Origin of the sequence: Phocaeicola sp. RTP21359st1_B8_RTP21360_211022 (genome assembly GCF_040911965.1) — a bacterium.
Lineage (GTDB): Bacteria > Bacteroidota > Bacteroidia > Bacteroidales > Bacteroidaceae > Phocaeicola > Phocaeicola vulgatus.
In genome coordinates this window covers 1-17,633 of sequence record NZ_JBDFXP010000034.1, presented here as the reverse complement: position 1 = coordinate 17,633, position 17,633 = coordinate 1, and the positions used below count along the sequence as shown (strand labels likewise).

The following is a 17,633-nucleotide window of genomic DNA, read 5'->3' as shown; positions in this document are numbered from 1 at the left end:
AATGAACAATACTGTCCATAACCGTATATTCCGCATAGCCCGGCGTGAAGTGTTCCGCATCGCCACAAGACCGCTATATCTGTTCTGCATGATCATAGCTCCCTTGTTCTGTTATCTCTTCTTCACTACATTAATGTGGAACGGACTCCCTACGGATATGCCGGCAGGTGTGGTCGATTTGGACAACACAGCTACCACACGCAGCATCATCCGTAATCTGGACGCTTTTCAGCAGACTAAAATCATAGCACATTACCCCAGTTTCGCGGATGCCCGCAAAGCCATGCAGCAAGGAAAGATCTATGCTTTCTACTATATTCCAAAAGGAACTACCGAGAAGGCATTAGCAAGCCGTCAACCCAAGGTTTCCTTTTATACCAACTACTCCTATCTGGTAGCAGGTTCATTACTCTATAAAGACCAGCGCACCATGTCCGAGCTGGCGGGTGGAGCCATCGGCCGTGCCACCTTATATGCCAAAGGAGCTACAGAAGACCAGGCCATGGCATTCCTGCAGCCCATAGTCATCGACTCTCATGTATTAAACAATCCATGGCTCAATTACTCTGTATATTTGAGTAACACCATCATACCGGGTATCCTGATGCTGCTTATCTTTATGACCACCGTCTATACCATTGGAAGTGAAATGAAAACCAACACCCAAAAAGAATGGATGGGCATGGCAGACAATTCCATCACCGTAGCCCTGACCGGCAAATTGCTGCCCCAGACTGTAGTTTTCTTTGTCATGGCCACCTTCTATAATGTTTATCTATACGGTTTCCTGCACTATCCCTGTAATAGCGGTATACTGCCCATGCTGTTTGCCGGTCTGTTACTAGTACTGGCTTCACAGGCTTTCGGAGTATTTCTGTTCGGATTGTTTACAACAGTCCGCTTGGCACTGAGCACCGCCTCCCTATGGGGGGTGATTTCTTTCTCCATATCGGGTATGAGTTTTCCGGTTATGGCAATGAATCCTGTATTACAGGCACTGGCCAATCTATTCCCGTTACGCCACTACTTCCTGATTTATGTAGATTTGGCACTTAACGGATATCCGCTGATTTACGCATGGCATTCAGTAGTCGCGTTGATGTTATTCATGCTGTTGCCTTTCTTTATACTGAAAAGACTGCGCACAGTACTATTACATTATGTATATATTCCCTAAAATGGCAAACAGGTATGAAAACATATAAACTCAAAGATATCATCTCACAAGGAACCAAGGACCTTTTCTACATCTGGTGGCAAGAGTTGAAAGCAGTTGTAAAGGATCAGGGTGTACTTATCTTCTTCATTCTGGTACCACTAGGCTATCCGCTTCTCTATACCTTTATATATACCAATGAAACAGTACGTGAAGTCCCTGCTGCTGTAGTAGATAACAACCGTTCCAGCCTCAGCCGTGAATACCTGCGTCTGGTAGATGCAGGTGCCGACTTGGAAATAGTATCTCATTGCAGTGATATGGAAGAAGCAAAAACTTTATTGAAGAACGGCAAAGTGTATGGCATCATCTATATTCCTGAAAGCTTCAGCCGCGACATTACTAAAGGAGTTCAAACCCATGTCACCATCTACTGTGACATGAGCGGTATGCTATACTACAAAGCCATGCTGACAGCCAACACCAATGCCTCGCTGGTAATGAACAAACAGATAAAGATAGAACGCTCCGGCAACACAACCATCCGACAAGATGAAGTGAGCACGTCTCCCATAGCGTATGAGGATATTTCCATTTTCAATCCGCAGAACGGTTTTGCCAGCTTCCTGATACCCGCCGTACTGATACTGATTATCCAACAAACTTTACTGCTAGGAGTAGGTCTATCTGCCGGAACTGCTCGTGAGAACAACCGTTTTCGAGACCTTATCCCCATGAGCCGCCATTATCATGGCACGCTGCGCATTGTTTTAGGCAAATCACTGACTTACCTTATGATATATGCTGTCATGGCTACCTATATGCTCTGCCTTGTTCCCAAAATGTTCAGCCTGGTACAAATAGCTCAAGCCGGAACCCTAGCGGCATTCATGTTTCCCTATATACTGGCATGCATCTTTTTCGCGATGACTTGTTCTATCTTTATTCACCATCGGGAAGCCTGTATGATGATTTATGTATTTACCTCAGTACCGTTGCTATTTATCTCAGGCATTTCGTGGCCAGGTACTGCCATTCCTAAATTCTGGGAGGTGGTTTCGTGGCTGTTCCCTTCCACTTTCGGCATCAACGGCTTTGTACGCATCAACAATATGGGAGCCACACTGACCGATGTGCTGACAGAGTACCGGGTATTGTGGATACAAACAGGTGTTTATTTCCTTACCACCTGCATCGTATACCGTCGTCAGATTACCTTAAGCCGCAGACATGTATACGAAAGATTAAAAGAGATTAAGAAAAGACGCAGAACAAATGTCGTCTGAATTTGTTTATAAATTAAGAACTAAATGAATTATTTATGATGAAAAAACTTTTTATTCTGGCATGCGTATGCCTGCTGATTACTTCATGTAACAGCAACTCCAAAAACACTAACGATTCTGCAACCTCCACCGAAACAACGGATATGCACAATGCAGAAAACTCATTGGATTATGACGGTACTTACACCGGAACTTTTCCGGCTGCCGACTGTCCGGGTATCAACATGACCCTGACTATTAAAAAAGACAAGACTTTTGAGTTGATATCAGAATATATTGACCGGCAGGATGCTACTTTCAAAGAATATGGAACTTACTCTGTTGAAGGTAATATCATAACTTTAATTAATGGAGAGGATAAGCAATATTATAAAGTCGGTGAGAATACCCTGACCGCTCTCAATCAAGACAAACAGGCAATAACAGGAGAGTTAGCAGACCATTATATTCTACACAAAAAATAAACTTTACTTCATCTGTCATTTTCATGCCAAAGTGAAGGGTCCGCTTCAATCTATCACAGCCGGATTCTTCACTTTGTTTTTTTATCTGCCCACAATCTGTATTCACACTAATTAACTCCCATTCCTTTTGCTTATTACGATTTTTTCGTAGATTTGCGAAAACATCGTAATCAATTCATTTTCTTATGGAAAAGCTAACGATACAAGAAGAAGAAGTGATGCTTCATATTTGGAGCATGGGAGAATGTTTCGTGAAAGACATAGTTGCTAAATTTCCCGAACCCAAGCCGCCTTATACTACGGTGGCATCCATAGTGAACAACCTGAAAAGAAAAGGGTACGTTACGGCCAAACGATTCGGCAACACTTATCAATACACCCCAGTGGTTAAACAAAGCGAATACAAACGCACATTTGTAAGTGGTGTGGTCCGGAACTATTTTGCTGGCTCATACAAGGAAATGGTATCTTTCTTCGCCAAAGAGCAAAAAATCTCCGCAGCCGACTTGAAAGACATTATCAACTTGATAGAGAAAGAAGAAGATAAATAATCCTGCTAAATTCACAAATACTATGATAACTACAGCACCCGAACTCATCTACATGCTGAAAGTAAATATAGGCATCGCCTTATTCTATGCTTTCTACAAGCTGTTCTGCTGTCGCGACACTTTCTTCCAGTGGCGTCGTATCGCACTGCTGAGTTTTCTTGCCCTCTCTTTTCTTTATCCGCTGATGGATATGCAAGCATGGGTGAAAGAACAACCTGCCATCAATGAACTGGCAGATTACTACGCACTGATGATGCTGACAGAAACAAATACTTCCACTGCCACAGTAGTCACAGCTCCTGTTGCTATTCCCACACCCGACCTGCTTGATATAATAAAGTTCGTCTATTGGATTGGAATCCTTTTATTATCCGCACGATTTATGATCCAACTAAGCAGTATTTTCCGCCTTGTCTTAAAAAGCAAGAGTATAAATGTAGACCAAATATCCATACGCAGTCTATCAGAACCTGCCAATCCATTCTCTTTCTGGCAATGGATTTTCATCTATCTGCCCGGACTGAAAGAAGATGAAAAACAAGAAATCCTGACGCACGAACAGACCCACGTCCGCCAATGGCATTCCATAGATGTCATTATCAGTGAAATAGTAAATATCATTTGCTGGATGAATCCTTTTGCATGGCTGCTGAAAACAGAGATCAGACTCAATTTGGAATACCTTGCCGATCATAAAGTAATGGAATCCGGCACAAATAAGAAAGCATATCAATATCACCTTTTGGGATTAGCCAACCAAAACAGACAAACCGGTTTATATAATAATTTCAACTTATCACACTTAAAAAACAGAATTAAAATGATGAACAAAAAAAGAACCCGCACCACAGGGCATATCAAATATGCCTTGTTTGCACCGCTGACTGCTGCTCTACTCTTGGTCAGCAACATTGAAACCGTGGCACGGACAGCCGAAAGGTTAATCTATTCCACGGAAGAAAGCACCCCACGCCCCGAAAGGGAAGAAGTGGCATCTTTTGTCAACACAACAGTACAAGGTCTGGTGACTTTCACTATTACCGTAACCAATAGTGAAGGTAAGCCTCAGCCTAATATTACTCTGCAAATCAAACCGGGTAATGAAGTAAAAACTTTCAAGACCAATGCAGAAGGAAAGGCTACCATAGAAGTGGATATGACGACTCCCAAGTATGTTTCCCTAGACGTTTCCTCTCCTAAAAGTTCCAACCACCAATCACTTCTACTTTCAGCAAACAAACCGAATGTCACTGCCATTTTCGATACCGATGATGATATTGCCGCCTACATCAAAGCCGGCAAACAAATACGGATCAAGTTACAAATATCCAATAATGATAACCAACAACTTGCAGGAGTAGAACTTATTTCTTCTTCAACAAATGCCAAAGCCACGACAAACGCTCACGGAGAAGCTCAGTTAACAGTAGGAGTAGGCGAAACCATTGCCATTAACCATAAAGGTTATCAAGAAGGAAAATTCACGGTAAAAGAACTCTGCCCCATCAAAGATATGGAAAATCCGGAACTGGTGAGATTACTTCTTGTCGGAGAACACCCCGTATACCAGATAGCAGACAATATGCCTGAATTCCCCGGAGGTATGATAGCCTGCTTGCAATATTTGGCACGCAACATAAAATATCCCGTAACAGCGCAAAAGGAAGGAGCACAAGGTAAAGTAATCGTACAGATGGTTATTGAAAAAGATGGTTCGGTAGACCATGTAAGCATAGTACGCAGCATTACCCCCGAACTGGATGCTGAAGCAGCACGGGTTGTAAAATCCATGCCAAAATGGAAGCCGGCAACTGTAAAAGACAAAGCAGTACGTTGCAGATACACTGTTCCTGTAACTTTCAAACTGCAATAAAGAGCATAAAAACAGAAAAGAGGCTGTTCCGAACAGTCTCTTTTCATCTTAAAAATATATTCCTAAATCATTTCTTCATCTCCACAATGTGTGTCGGTGCCTGTTCCTCATTACGCTTCTCAGTCTGCTTCACAACATTTTCAGCTAACTCTATAAATGCACGCCCGGTAATGCTGTCCTCATTCAAAGCAGCCGGAGTTCCTTTATCACCATTTTCACAGATACTCTGCACAATAGGAATTTGTCCCAACAAAGGCACATTCATTTCCTCTGCCAGCTGTTTGCAACCCTCCTTTCCGAAAAGGTAATACTTATTTTCAGGAAGTTCCGCAGGAGTAAACCATGACATATTCTCCACCAATCCCAAAATAGGAACATTTACTTTATCATTGGTATACATATTGATTCCCTTGCGCGCATCAGCCAAAGCCACCTGCTGAGGTGTACTGACGATTACAGCTCCCGTAATAGCCAAAGTCTGCACCAAAGTCAGATGAATATCACTGGTGCCCGGAGGCGTATCCAATATGAAATAATCCAGTTCTCCCCATGCGGCATCTCCAATCAGTTGTTTCAAAGCATTACTAGCCATCCCTCCACGCCATAAAGTAGCTTGATCAGGGTCGACAAAGAAACCGATAGAAAGCAACTTGATACCATATTTTTCAATCGGCACAATCAAATCACGACCGTCAATCTGCTCAGCATAAGGACGGGCATCTTCCACCTGGAACATTTTAGGCACAGAAGGACCGAAAATATCAGCATCCAGCAAACCTACTTTATATCCCAGTTTAGCTAGGGCCACAGCTAGATTGGCCGCCACAGTAGACTTGCCCACCCCGCCTTTTCCGGATGAAACAGCAATGACATTTTTTACCAATGGAAGCAGCTTACCCGGTTCGGGACGCGCCGCCTGACGGCTCTCTGTCACAATAGCTACCTGTACATCAGGTGAAACATAAGTATGAATAGCTGTTTCGGCAGCCTTTATCATAGATTTCATAAACGGATCGGTCGGTTTCTCAAAAATCAACGAAAAGCTTACCGACATACCGTCAATGCGAAGATTATCGGCAACCATCTCCGCTTCCACCAAATTCTTTCCCGTTCCGGGATAACGCACTGTTGCCAAGGCGTCCAAAATCAATTTCGGATATAAAGTCATCATTCTGTTATTATTTACTTGTTTTCAACCCGCTTCGTTTACTGCGGTTGTAACTGCGATACTCATCCAATTCTATTTCCACATCGGGTTCATGCAACTCCTTCTCTTGCGGCAGACGGAACTTCATATATTTTATATTCAAACCACGATCCAACCATTGTTGTTCATAATAGGTACGGATGCCTAGTATGTCATCCACCAAACCGGAATGATACAAATCTTCGGTCATAAACTCTACCGGCAATTTGTTTTCCTCTACCATATAGCGGGTGTAAGTAAACATAAAATTACTGTCGGTCTTCAAATGAATCAGTCCGTCCGGCTTCAAAAACTTACGATAACGTTCCATAAAGTATGTGGAAGTAAGACGTTTAGTCGCTTTCTTCATCTGCGGATCAGAGAAAGTCAGCCATATCTCACTCACCTCACCCGGAGCAAAAAAACGGTCGATGATTTCGATATTGGTACGCAAAAAAGCCACATTCGTCATGCCATCTTTCAGCGCTTCCGTCGCACCGGTCCACATACGGGCCCCTTTTATATCTACACCGATAAAATTTTTATCGGAATACATACGACCCAGCCCTACGGTATATTCACCTCGTCCGCATCCCAGTTCCAGAACTATCGGATTATCGTTCTTAAAAAAGTCACGGTTCCAATTCCCCTTCATATCGAACGTAACGTTATCGGCCACCGAATAAGGGTATTCAAACACGTGCGGATACTCCCGCATATCAGCAAATTTCTCCAGTTTTCCTTTTCCCATGAAAATTAGTCTATCATTAATTTGTTTCCACAGGCAAAGGTAGGAATATCCTGTGAAAGAGAAAAAAAATAGACCCGCAATTCACTTGCAGGTCTATTTTTCTTATCTTTCTATTTTCTATATTATTCAGAAATTGCCTCAACGGACTCTCCCAATTCTTTCTTCAGATCTTCATAGAAAGCAGCATGTGATGCTTCTACATAAGGAGCCAGGAACAAGAAACCGATCCCCAAAGTAAAACAGCACAAAATAGCCCAACCAATGAAGCTCAAATCCAACAAGAACATCTTCATCTTATGACCGGACATCATCGCCATACTTTTCTCTATGGCAGCATCGTACTGCAACTCCGGATAATCTTTCAGAATAAAGAGCGTCATGGCATATGAATAGGACTTCATGATGCCCGGAATGACAAGCAGCAACGTCCACAGGAACGTATAGACTGTAGTCAGCAGCATTGTACCCAATATCCGTCCATAGTCTTTAAACCCATCGAAAAGACGGGCAAAATCCAGCTTTATTCCACGAATCACATCCAAAAAAAGGACGGTATAGCCGAAGCCCAATGGCAAAAGCAACAAAGCGATGAGACTAAAGGAAGACGAAGCCACCGACTCCATAATACGATAGGGCAGCGTAGGGGCATTCATCACCAGTCCATAGACCAAGGTAATAACCGCACCCAGTCCCCAATTACCGGTCAACGCATCGATTGCCCGATTCTTCAATTCTGAATTTGTTTTCATAAGAATCTATTTTTCTATTAGTCTAAAATTGTCACCCAATTATGTGTATCAGGTTCATCACCATACTGGATAGCACGCAGTTTGTTATACAATTTTGTACAAACAGGACCCGGCTTTCCATCTTTAGAGATAATGTACGATTTCTTGTTTTCCAAATCATCAATACGCTGGATAGGACTGATAACAGCCGCCGTACCGCAAGCCCCCGCTTCCTCGAAGGTTTCCAGTTCTTCTTCAGGAACCGGACGACATTCTACCTTTATACCCAAATCCTCGGCCAGCTGCATCAAACTCTTATTCGTTATAGAAGGCAGAATAGAAGATGATTTTGGTGTAATGTAAGTATTATTTTTGATGCCGAAGAAATTAGCCGCACCACACTCGTCAATGTACTTCTTTTCCTTGGCGTCTAGATAGAACTCGCAGGAATATCCCAAATCATGGGCTTTCTTATTGGCACGCAGGCTGGCAGCATAGTTGCCGCCCACCTTAAAGCGTCCGGTTCCATAAGGTGCGGCACGGTCGAACTCACGGATAATAACATAAGGATTAGTAGAAAAACCACCTTTGAAATAAGGACCTACCGGAGTTACGAATACCACAAACAGATATTCATTGGCAGGGTGAACCCCCACCTGAGCACCTGTACCAATCAGTAACGGACGAATATAAAGAGCCGCACCACTTTCGTATGGAGGAATGAAACGCTCGTTGGCTTTCACCACCTTCTTTATAGCGGCCACAAACTTTTCTGTAGGAAGTTCCGGCATCAGAATACCGTCACAAGTACTTTGCAAACGTTCCGCATTGGCTTCAGGACGGAAAATACGGATTTTACCGTCTTTTCCACGATAAGCCTTCAACCCTTCAAACGCTTCTTGCCCATAGTGCAGACAAGTGGCGGCCATGTGAATATTCAACGTTTCTTCCGAACAAAGTTCCAACTCTCCCCATGCACCGTCACGATAGTAGCAACGTACATTATAGTCTGTCTTCATATAGCCGAAGGACAGATTTGCCCAATCAATCTCTTTCATAGTGTATCTTAATTATGTTATTATTTACGAATGAGAGCAAAATTACGTTTTATATTTGCAAATTCCAATCAAAACAGCTTTTTTATTTATAGCTTTTATAATTTGCCAATATGTCAATGTGCTAAGGTACAAATATGCCATGCAGAATATAGCGCAGCCAATTGGCACATTAGCATATTGTCACATTGAAACATTATTATCCAACATTTTCTTTATCTCCTCATCGGCTTTATAAAGTTTATCCCGGCAAAACTTGATTAATTCCTGTGCCTCTTTCAGGTTCACACCTAAACAGTCTATGTCCAACTCATTACTGTCTATGCGTGATACGATTTCTTCCAGACGTTTCATAGCCTGTTCATAGGTTTGTTTCTTTGCTGCCATACTTCGTTTTATTTTTTAGTTACTATACTCTTTATTTCTCCTTTGGCAAAACGGGTGGTAAGTTCATCACCCGGCTGCAATACAGAAGCATCGATCACCGCCTTGCCATTTTTCAGCGTGATACTATATCCCCTTTTCAACAAATTTTCGGGAGATGCCGCCTTCAATTCCTGCTCCAAAAGTTGGAGCCGATGCTTTTCCTTTACCAGACGACGCTGTGAAACGATGCCCAACCGAGTTTCCATCATTTTTAAACAATGGGTTTCTTTTGTCAGACGGGATTGCAGGCCTACTTCCAAATGTTTCATGATTCGTTCCTGGCGATAATGTTCCTCTTTCAGCCTCATCCGCGTCTGCATGGGAATACGTTCTACCATCCGGTTCAGCCGAGTATTTTCCCGTTCCATACGGGTAGAGATAGTATGAAGTACAGCCGATGCATAATCTTCAAGAACCTTGGCAGTGTCGTGCAAATGATTTATAAGATACTCGGCAGCAGCAGTAGGTGTCTTGACACGAGTATGAGAAACACAGTCCAACACCGTATCGTCACGCTCATGCCCTATACCGGTTATAATAGGTATAGGAAACTGAGCACAATTAGCCGCCAACTCATATGTATCGAACCCCGAAAGGTCGGACGTGGCGCCTCCGCCACGGATAATAACCACGACATCCCAATCATCACGACAGGCATGGATAGCATCCAATGCGGTAATGACAGATTGTTCTACCCGTTCCCCCTGCATAATAGCAGGAAACAAACGCGGATAAAAGACAAAACCATAGGGATTCTGTTCCAGTTGATTACAAAAATCACCATAACCGGCAGCCGTAGCCGAGGAAATAACGGCTATGCGTTGCGCCAGCAAAGGAATCTCCAGTTCCTTATTCAAAGTCAGCACACCTTCTTCTTCCAATTGCTTCAAGATTTCGCGACGGCGACGCGCCATATCCCCCAATGTATAAGTAGGATCTATATCCTGCACAGTAAGCGAGTAACCATACAATTCATGAAACTCCACAGCCACTTTCACCATCACTTTAATACCTGCAACAAAAGCCTGCCCGGTTTCCTCTTCAAAATAAGGCTTCAGCAGACGGTAGACATTGCTCCAAATAGTCCCCCTTGCCTTAGCTATCAGATTATTCCCCCGTGGCTCTTTCTGTACAAATTCCAAATAGCAATGACCGGAATAATTGGAACGTACATCACTCAGCTCTGCCTGAACCCAATAAGTATCGGGCAGACAAGCATGAATGCTACGCTTAACCAACGCATTCAGTTCATATAAAGAAAGAGGATGTTCTTCCATTATTTTTTCTTCTCTAATTCTATTTGACAAGCTTTCCAGATATCAGGCACACCATAACCGTAAATATTATCCGGATACTCTTTACGGTCTCCTGCATTCCGCACTGCCTCCACCACCTGCTTGGCAGTAAGCCAGGGACAAGCCTGCCAGAAACAGGCTACCAACCCGCACAATGTAGGCGATGCGAAAGAAGTACCATTGGCATGAGAAACCGTTCCATCATTACCCGCTACGGCCGAAGCAACTCCCACCGCCATCACATCCGGTTTTACACGGCCATCTGTAGTATTTCCTACAGAAGAGAAATCAGCATTAACCAGATTCCGGTCCGCCGCCCCCACTGTAATAACATTTTCCGCATCTCCCGGAGGTGTGATTTTTTTCCATGTGCCACGCCCCGAATTTCCGGCACTGCATACCAACACCAATCCTTTATCGGCAGCCAAAGAAGCGGAATGAGACATCAATGAATAATGCCCGTCCAAATCACGGTACCGGTAATTCATGGTCGTATCATCAAACTCATAATATCCCAATGAAGTGTTAACCACATCCACTCCCACACTATCGGCAAATTCCAAAGCTTCCGCCCAATAATCCTCTTCCACAGGCTGTTCCGTATCATCATCCTCACTACGGAGAAGCCAATATGAAGCTTCGGGAGCCGTGCCGACCAATACATTCGGCTTATTGGCAGCCATACAAGACAACACTTTCATGCCGTGATAGTTCTCGGCATAAATATCCGAGTGAGAATTTACAAAATCGCGTGTTCCCAACAAGTCCATTCCTTTGAAAACACTGATTTCATCAGCATTATAAAAACCTGCATCAATGACCGCTATCTGCATCCCCTTCCCACGAAAACCTGCAGCGTGAAGACTGTCCCCATGATGAACAGCAATCTGCCGCCACGCATCCCCATAATAGTTATTACTCTTTGTCACCCTATTGGTCACCTCTTTTTTACGGTTGGCATTGCGGGCAGGAATACTGTCGGGAGCTGTCCACACTTTCCGGACAGCTGTCACAAAAGGCAATGCCGCCACTTTATCAATAACCGACGTGTCGGATACCTGCACTACCACTGTATTGTTCCATTTACTTTTGGATACAAGCTGTGCTCCTTTTCCAACCAGCATATCTATATAGCTCCGGCACACAGGAATATCTGTAGAATCAACGGGCAATCCCTGTTTCATGCGACGCTCCAAAGCACGTTCGGACAAATAAGCCGAAGGCTTGTCCAATGCATAGGTTGTTTCCGCCTTATCGCGAAAGTTTACACGATACTTATACGTTTTTACTTGTGCCGACATTTGTAAGGTGCATGCCAATAGCAAGCAGCCCACTATTCCTTTTTGACTATTCATTAATTCTATTCCGTTTATTTTTTTAAATGCAAAGATAAACAAACTTTTCCCTCACACTCATTTTTTGTGTACCTTTGCAGCCGAATTCAGGTTAAACAGGTAAAAAGACAGAAAATAAAGTATGGCAAAAACAGGAACCCCCACAGAATTGGGAACACAACCAATCGGAAAATTACTTTTACAATATGCAATACCCGCCATTATCGCTATGACGGCATCTTCCCTATACAATATGGTAGACAGCATCTTCATCGGTCACGGTGTAGGCCCTTTGGCTATTTCAGGACTGGCTATCACCTTCCCGCTGATGAATCTGGCGGCTGCATTCGGTTCACTGGTCGGTGTGGGTGCCTCCACATTAGTTTCCGTAAAATTAGGACAGAAAGATTATGCTACCGCCCAAAACATTTTGGGTAACGTAGTTACGCTGAACTTTATTATAGGTATAGGATTCAGTATATTAACCTTGCTTTTCCTTGATCCTATTCTCTACTTCTTCGGGGCAAGCCCGGATACCATCTCCTATGCACGAGACTACATGGTCATTATCCTGCTAGGCAATGTTATAACCCACATGTATTTGGGACTGAATGCCTTACTACGCGCTTCGGGGCATCCACAAAAAGCAATGACAGCCACCATCACCACAGTAATTATCAATACCATCCTTGACCCTATCTTTATCTATCTATTCCATTGGGGTATCCAGGGTGCCGCCATTGCCACCATTCTGGCCCAAATCATCTCACTGGTGTGGCAATTCAAGACCTTCACCAACAAGAACGAGTTGCTTCATCTCCGCCGAGGCATTTACAAACTGCGCGGTACAATCGTAAAAAACACCATCGCTATCGGTATGTCTCCGTTCCTGATGAATCTGGCAGCATGCTTCATTGTAATTTTCATTAACAAAGGTTTGAAAGAATATGATGGCGATCTGGCTATTGGCGCATTTGGTATTGTAAACCGGATTGTTTTCCTGTTCGTCATGATTGTGATGGGGCTGAATCAAGGAATGCAACCCATAGCCGGTTATAACTTTGGCGCCCAACAATATCATCGTGTAAACCAGGTATTAAAACTTACCATTTATGGCGCCACCGCTGTTACAACAACCGGTTTTCTAGTAGGTGAACTGATGCCCGAATTGGCCGTATCCGCTTTTACCACTCATGAGGGACTGATACAGCTATCAGCTACCGGCTTACGCATTGTAGTCATATTTTTTCCCATTATCGGGTTTCAGATGGTAACGTCCAATTTTTTTCAAAGTATCGGCATGGCCGGTAAAGCCATCTTCCTGTCATTAACCCGACAATTATTATTCTTGCTTCCCAGCATCATCCTGCTCCCTCTTTGCTGGGGATCAGCAGGAATTTGGTGGAGTATGCCAATATCAGACTTGGCGGCAAGTGTTGTCGCAGGAATCATGCTTTACCGCCAGTTCAAGATTTTTAAGACCCACGGTAACAAATTAAAAGTTGAAAATTAAGAATTAAAAATTAGTTTCCTTATATTTGCCCACATAATCAATAGACAACGACTATGAACGAGCATTATGTTATCAACCTAGGACGCCAACTAGGCAGTGGAGGAAAAGAGATAGGCGAAAAACTGGCCCAAGAGTTTGGTATCGCCTTTTACGATAAAGAATTAATCAAACTAGCTTCGGAAGAGAGCGGCCTATGCAAGGAATTCTTTGAAAAAGCAGATGAAAAAGCTTCTCAAAGCATTATCGGCGGTCTGTTCGGAACACGTTTTCCTTTTATCAGCGACGGAGCCATTCCCTATGGCAGTTGTCTGAGCAATGACGCTTTGTTCAAAATACAAAGCGACGTAATACGTGAACTGGCTGAAAAACAATCGTGTCTGTTTGTCGGCAGATGTGCCGACTACATTTTGCGTGACCATCCCCGTTGCGTTAATATATTCGTTTCTGCTTCCAAAGAAGCACGCATCGAAAGATTGATGCATATCCATCATATTTCTACAGAAGCCGCTGAAGAATTGATGGAAAAAGCAGATAAAAAACGGTCGGCTTACTATAATTATTATAGTTACAAAACGTGGGGAGCTGCCGAAACTTATCACTTATGCATTGATTCGTCCGTATTGGGGATTGATGGAACAGTACAATTCATCAAACAGTTTGTAAAATTAAAGTTAGGATTTTAACTACTTTAAAAATGGTATACAGACAATTCAAAGGGTTACCCCAGCTATAATGAAGGGACATGCCTGATTTTTTATTCCGTATTTAAAATAATTCAGGCACATCCCTTTATATTATACCATGGCAGGATAAATCAGAAAACATCAATCTTCAAACTTTTCCTATAAAATCAACCAATTCATTCACTTACGCAACATATCCCATAAGATTCCTATCGCCAATAATATAGAAATGATTACTATGAGCAGTTTCAAATATGCAGGGCTAATAATTAGCATAATTATCAGTCTGATATCCTGTACACACAACAAGAACTACCCCACAGCCTTCCAACCCGAATTGGCAAAGGCAGAAGCAATGATGTACAGATATCCCGACAGCGCACTGCATATATTACAGGGCATACAACCTGACATTCCTTCTGAAAATGAACAATATGCCACATGGGCATTATTGATGACACAAGCTCAATATAAAAACCAAATTGAACAATCCGATTCTTTAATAAATATCGCTTACTCTTATTTCACCAAACATGATAATGCACAAAGAAAGGCATTGGCGCTATATTATAAAGGTATCTTGCGCCATGAAAGTCATCATGCCGAAGATGCATTGTCATTTTATCTAGAAGCAGCGACTGAAATAGAGAAAACAAATGATTATCAATTAGGCTTTCTTATCAATTCAGAGGTAGGACTAATGTATCTGTATCGAAAACTAAATGATTATGCTATGGAATATTTTGAAAAAGCACATCATAATGCCGAACTATCCGACAACCAAACATACATAGCTTTCTCTTTCATATATATCGCCAGAGCATTTTCACAGAAAAAACAATATAATAAAGCGATAGAATATTATGAAAAAGCTATAAAAATAGGACAAGTGAATAACTATCCTACCATATTGGCAAGCGCCATGAACGAAACCAGTTTTTTATTTCTTAAAACAGGAGAAAATAAAAAGGCTCTTCAGTATGCAAAAGATTGTATTAAAATAAAAAAGACTGATCAAAGAATATTTTCATTGGGAGATACTTATCGCTATTTAAAAATGTACGATTCTGCATATTTTTACCTAAACCAAGCTTGCCTGTCACCTAATATCCATACAGCCCGTAGCGCCTATCAAGCACTATATTATATTAGTCAAGAAGAAAAAGATTACAAAAAGGCAGTAGAATACAGTAATAAGCTATGGTTCTATCAAGATTCAATAGGTAAAACAGATCGCAATAAAGCATTAATAGAGATGCAAGAAAAATATGATCAGCAAAAAATAATCAATGAAAATAATCTGTCACAAATAAAGAAAGACCGGATCATACGCAATGTGCTCATTGCCTTAATCATTTTGTCTTTCATCATAGCAATAACAAACTATCTATACCAACGAAAAATAGTTTCTCAAAAACAAGAGATATCGGAGAAAGAAGAAAAAATTCGTTATTTCACTATGAAAATACATGAAAATGAGACATTGATAAACCGCAACAAAATGCGGATAGAAGAACTTACGATCCAAATGGAAGGAAGCCTAGAGATAAAAGAACAATGGAAAGAACAAAATAAAATACGACAAGAAATACAACAACAGAATGAAACGCTGAAACTGGAGAACAATAACCTGCAAAATCATATAAGCAATTATGCCCAGTCATTAAAAGAAAAATCGAAAGAACTGGAAGCTATGGAACATCTATCAAAAGAAAACCAGTATCTACATAAACGCGAGGCTTTTTTATGTAACCAACTCATTAAGCAGACAGAATTATTCAATAAGCTAAAAACAACAAAGTATATAGACAACAAACTATGGCAAGAAATAAAAGAAAAAATAGATTTATTATTCGATAACTATACTAAAAGACTATGTCATCAGATACCTTCCTTAACAGACGGTGATATACAAATATGCTGTTTGATAAAACTACGGTTCAGCAACGGTGACATCGCCAATATGTTAGCCATCTCGCCCACATCTGTGTCCAAAAGAAAATTAAGATTAAAAGAACGCATCGTACAAGAAATAGGTTCATTAGGCGAAAATCAAAGCCTTGATTTATGGCTTATGGAATACTAAAAATAAACAATTGTCTATATCGCCCTCCTATAAAAAAAGGTAATAAGCTAGTTATTAACTTATTACCTTTTTCCATTTGTCCACATGATATCTGCACGTTTTTAAGATTTATCCTCTAACTTTGCCCCAAACAAAACAATTAAAACAAACATAAAGTCATGAAGTTAAAAAGTATAAAGAAAAAGATATGGAGTATAGTTATTATCATAACTACATTAATAGGTATTTTGCCTGTACAAGCCAATACAACAGAAACTCCTGTTAAAGATGTAGAATTGGATGGCAGATGGGATGATCCTATTAGAAGTGCTGCTACCAATTGCCCCATAACTGTATTTACCGATGGCTATCTCCTTACCCTCAAGAACGCGTCACCCGACCGTGATATGACCATCCGCATCACAGATATGGCAAAAGGGGGCGTCGTTTATGAAAATGATATTCCTGAAGTACAGAGCGCTTACATCACAATTTCTATTGCAAATTTCCCTGCAGAAGAATATAAACTAGAAATAACAGGTACACCTTCCGGACATTTAACGGGATATTTCACTAAAGAGTGACAGACCTGTTTTCATAACCCAACTAAAGTATACTTAAACCACTAACTTGATTCATTAGAAATTGGAACATGAAAGTTCCAATTTCTATGAATATAATTTGTCCAAAAAGTTCATTAAACAAATCCATATTAACGCAATAATATATGCTGAATTTCCTTCTTGACATAGCACCGGACAAAAGCCAGTTATTGCTAACCATCAAATTAGCAGGGATATTGCGGGAAAAGAAACAAGAGGTATACTATACCTACACCTCAAACCCTGCTTTTACGCCTGTACTATATGATAAAGGAATAAGCAACTGCGTACTTTATCCAGATGATTTCCGTTGGTTAAAGCCCGACCTAACGCTTCTGGATTGTCGGCATGCAGCACATGCCTCCCTCTATCGGCAGCTAGCCATTGACTATATTTTCATAGCCATGCAGTTGCCTGACCAAAAAAACATACAGGACAAAGATATTTCTATACTTTATCTGCCATCCACTCCCTACCTGTCATCCGGTTCCGGACCACGTTTGGAAACATTGACAAAGAGATTGCAGGATATTAAAAAAGACAAAGAAAGAAATATTATTGTCGGATTATTAGGAAAAGGAAATAAAAATGGCTCAGCGGAAATTTCTGGTTGTTAAGTTTTAAAATTAGCTACCTTTGCTTACCTTTGTTTTATGAAACCCGAA

At 41.6% G+C, this 17,633-nt stretch carries 16 protein-coding genes and 1 pseudogene; 10 read left to right on the top strand and 7 right to left on the bottom strand.

Annotation, left to right across the window (positions count from 1 at the left end; all coding sequences use genetic code 11):
- Nucleotide 1 precedes the first annotated feature (1 nt).
- From AB5062_RS16225 to AB5062_RS16205, 5 genes are all read left to right on the top strand, one after another.
- Nucleotides 2-1,177 (top strand): ABC transporter permease, encoded by a 1,176-nt coding sequence (locus AB5062_RS16225; protein ID WP_008667803.1) that lies wholly within the window; start codon nucleotides 2-4, stop codon nucleotides 1,175-1,177.
- 14 nt (nucleotides 1,178-1,191) lie between these two features.
- On the top strand, nucleotides 1,192-2,442 hold the full coding sequence (locus AB5062_RS16220; RefSeq protein ID WP_005853065.1) for an ABC transporter permease: 1,251 nt from the start codon (nucleotides 1,192-1,194) through the stop codon (nucleotides 2,440-2,442).
- Between the two features lie 38 nt (nucleotides 2,443-2,480).
- Entirely contained in the window at nucleotides 2,481-2,906 is a 426-nt protein-coding gene (locus AB5062_RS16215; RefSeq protein WP_171030623.1) for a copper resistance protein NlpE, read from the top strand.
- Nucleotides 2,907-3,091: 185 nt separating this feature from the next.
- Nucleotides 3,092-3,457 (top strand): BlaI/MecI/CopY family transcriptional regulator, encoded by a 366-nt coding sequence (locus tag AB5062_RS16210; protein WP_117616219.1) that lies wholly within the window; start codon nucleotides 3,092-3,094, stop codon nucleotides 3,455-3,457.
- Nucleotides 3,458-3,479: 22 nt separating this feature from the next.
- A complete protein-coding gene (locus AB5062_RS16205) occupies nucleotides 3,480-5,330 on the top strand; it encodes a M56 family metallopeptidase (RefSeq protein WP_117794926.1) in 1,851 nt (616 codons plus the stop codon).
- Nucleotides 5,331-5,397: 67 nt separating this feature from the next.
- Here AB5062_RS16205 and AB5062_RS16200 read toward each other — a convergent pair whose 3' ends face one another.
- The 7 genes from AB5062_RS16200 to AB5062_RS16170 all read right to left on the bottom strand — a co-directional run bounded on the left by AB5062_RS16200 (nucleotide 5,398) and on the right by AB5062_RS16170 (nucleotide 12,126).
- Nucleotides 5,398-6,498, bottom strand: a complete 1,101-nt coding sequence (locus AB5062_RS16200; protein ID WP_011964682.1) for an Mrp/NBP35 family ATP-binding protein — start codon at nucleotides 6,496-6,498, stop codon at nucleotides 5,398-5,400.
- A 10-nt stretch (nucleotides 6,499-6,508) separates the two neighbouring features.
- Nucleotides 6,509-7,267, bottom strand: coding sequence for a tRNA (guanosine(46)-N7)-methyltransferase TrmB (gene trmB, locus AB5062_RS16195; protein ID WP_005845616.1), 759 nt, complete (start codon nucleotides 7,265-7,267; stop codon nucleotides 6,509-6,511).
- Nucleotides 7,268-7,389: 122 nt separating this feature from the next.
- Nucleotides 7,390-8,016, bottom strand: a complete 627-nt coding sequence (locus AB5062_RS16190) for a DUF975 family protein (protein WP_005845619.1) — start codon at nucleotides 8,014-8,016, stop codon at nucleotides 7,390-7,392.
- A 17-nt stretch (nucleotides 8,017-8,033) separates the two neighbouring features.
- A complete protein-coding gene (locus AB5062_RS16185; protein WP_005845621.1) occupies nucleotides 8,034-9,053 on the bottom strand; it encodes a branched-chain amino acid aminotransferase in 1,020 nt (339 codons plus the stop codon).
- A 180-nt stretch (nucleotides 9,054-9,233) separates the two neighbouring features.
- Nucleotides 9,234-9,437 (bottom strand): exodeoxyribonuclease VII small subunit, encoded by a 204-nt coding sequence (gene xseB, locus AB5062_RS16180; RefSeq protein ID WP_117616217.1) that lies wholly within the window; start codon nucleotides 9,435-9,437, stop codon nucleotides 9,234-9,236.
- Between the two features lie 8 nt (nucleotides 9,438-9,445).
- Nucleotides 9,446-10,753, bottom strand: a complete 1,308-nt coding sequence (gene xseA / locus AB5062_RS16175; RefSeq protein ID WP_005845625.1) for an exodeoxyribonuclease VII large subunit — start codon at nucleotides 10,751-10,753, stop codon at nucleotides 9,446-9,448.
- Entirely contained in the window at nucleotides 10,753-12,126 is a 1,374-nt protein-coding gene (locus AB5062_RS16170) for a S8 family serine peptidase (protein WP_005853060.1), read from the bottom strand. The genes xseA and AB5062_RS16170 overlap by 1 nt, the downstream gene beginning before the upstream one ends.
- A 121-nt stretch (nucleotides 12,127-12,247) precedes the next feature.
- Between AB5062_RS16170 and AB5062_RS16165 the strand changes: the two genes are divergently transcribed.
- The 5 genes and pseudogenes from AB5062_RS16165 to AB5062_RS16145 all read left to right on the top strand — a co-directional run.
- Nucleotides 12,248-13,618 carry an MATE family efflux transporter gene (locus tag AB5062_RS16165; RefSeq protein ID WP_005845631.1) on the top strand — a complete coding sequence of 457 codons (1,371 nt, stop codon included), beginning with the start codon at nucleotides 12,248-12,250 and terminating at the stop codon, nucleotides 13,616-13,618.
- Between the two features lie 53 nt (nucleotides 13,619-13,671).
- Nucleotides 13,672-14,301, top strand: a complete 630-nt coding sequence (locus AB5062_RS16160) for an AAA family ATPase (protein WP_005845633.1) — start codon at nucleotides 13,672-13,674, stop codon at nucleotides 14,299-14,301.
- A 229-nt stretch (nucleotides 14,302-14,530) separates the two neighbouring features.
- Nucleotides 14,531-16,387, top strand: a complete 1,857-nt coding sequence (locus AB5062_RS16155; protein WP_005853058.1) for a tetratricopeptide repeat protein — start codon at nucleotides 14,531-14,533, stop codon at nucleotides 16,385-16,387.
- 158 nt (nucleotides 16,388-16,545) lie between these two features.
- Nucleotides 16,546-16,950 carry a DUF3244 domain-containing protein gene (locus AB5062_RS16150; RefSeq protein ID WP_011964684.1) on the top strand — a complete coding sequence of 135 codons (405 nt, stop codon included), beginning with the start codon at nucleotides 16,546-16,548 and terminating at the stop codon, nucleotides 16,948-16,950.
- 143 nt (nucleotides 16,951-17,093) lie between these two features.
- Nucleotides 17,094-17,558, top strand: a pseudogene (locus AB5062_RS16145) (hypothetical protein); the annotation flags it as partial.
- Nucleotides 17,559-17,633 lie beyond the last annotated feature (75 nt).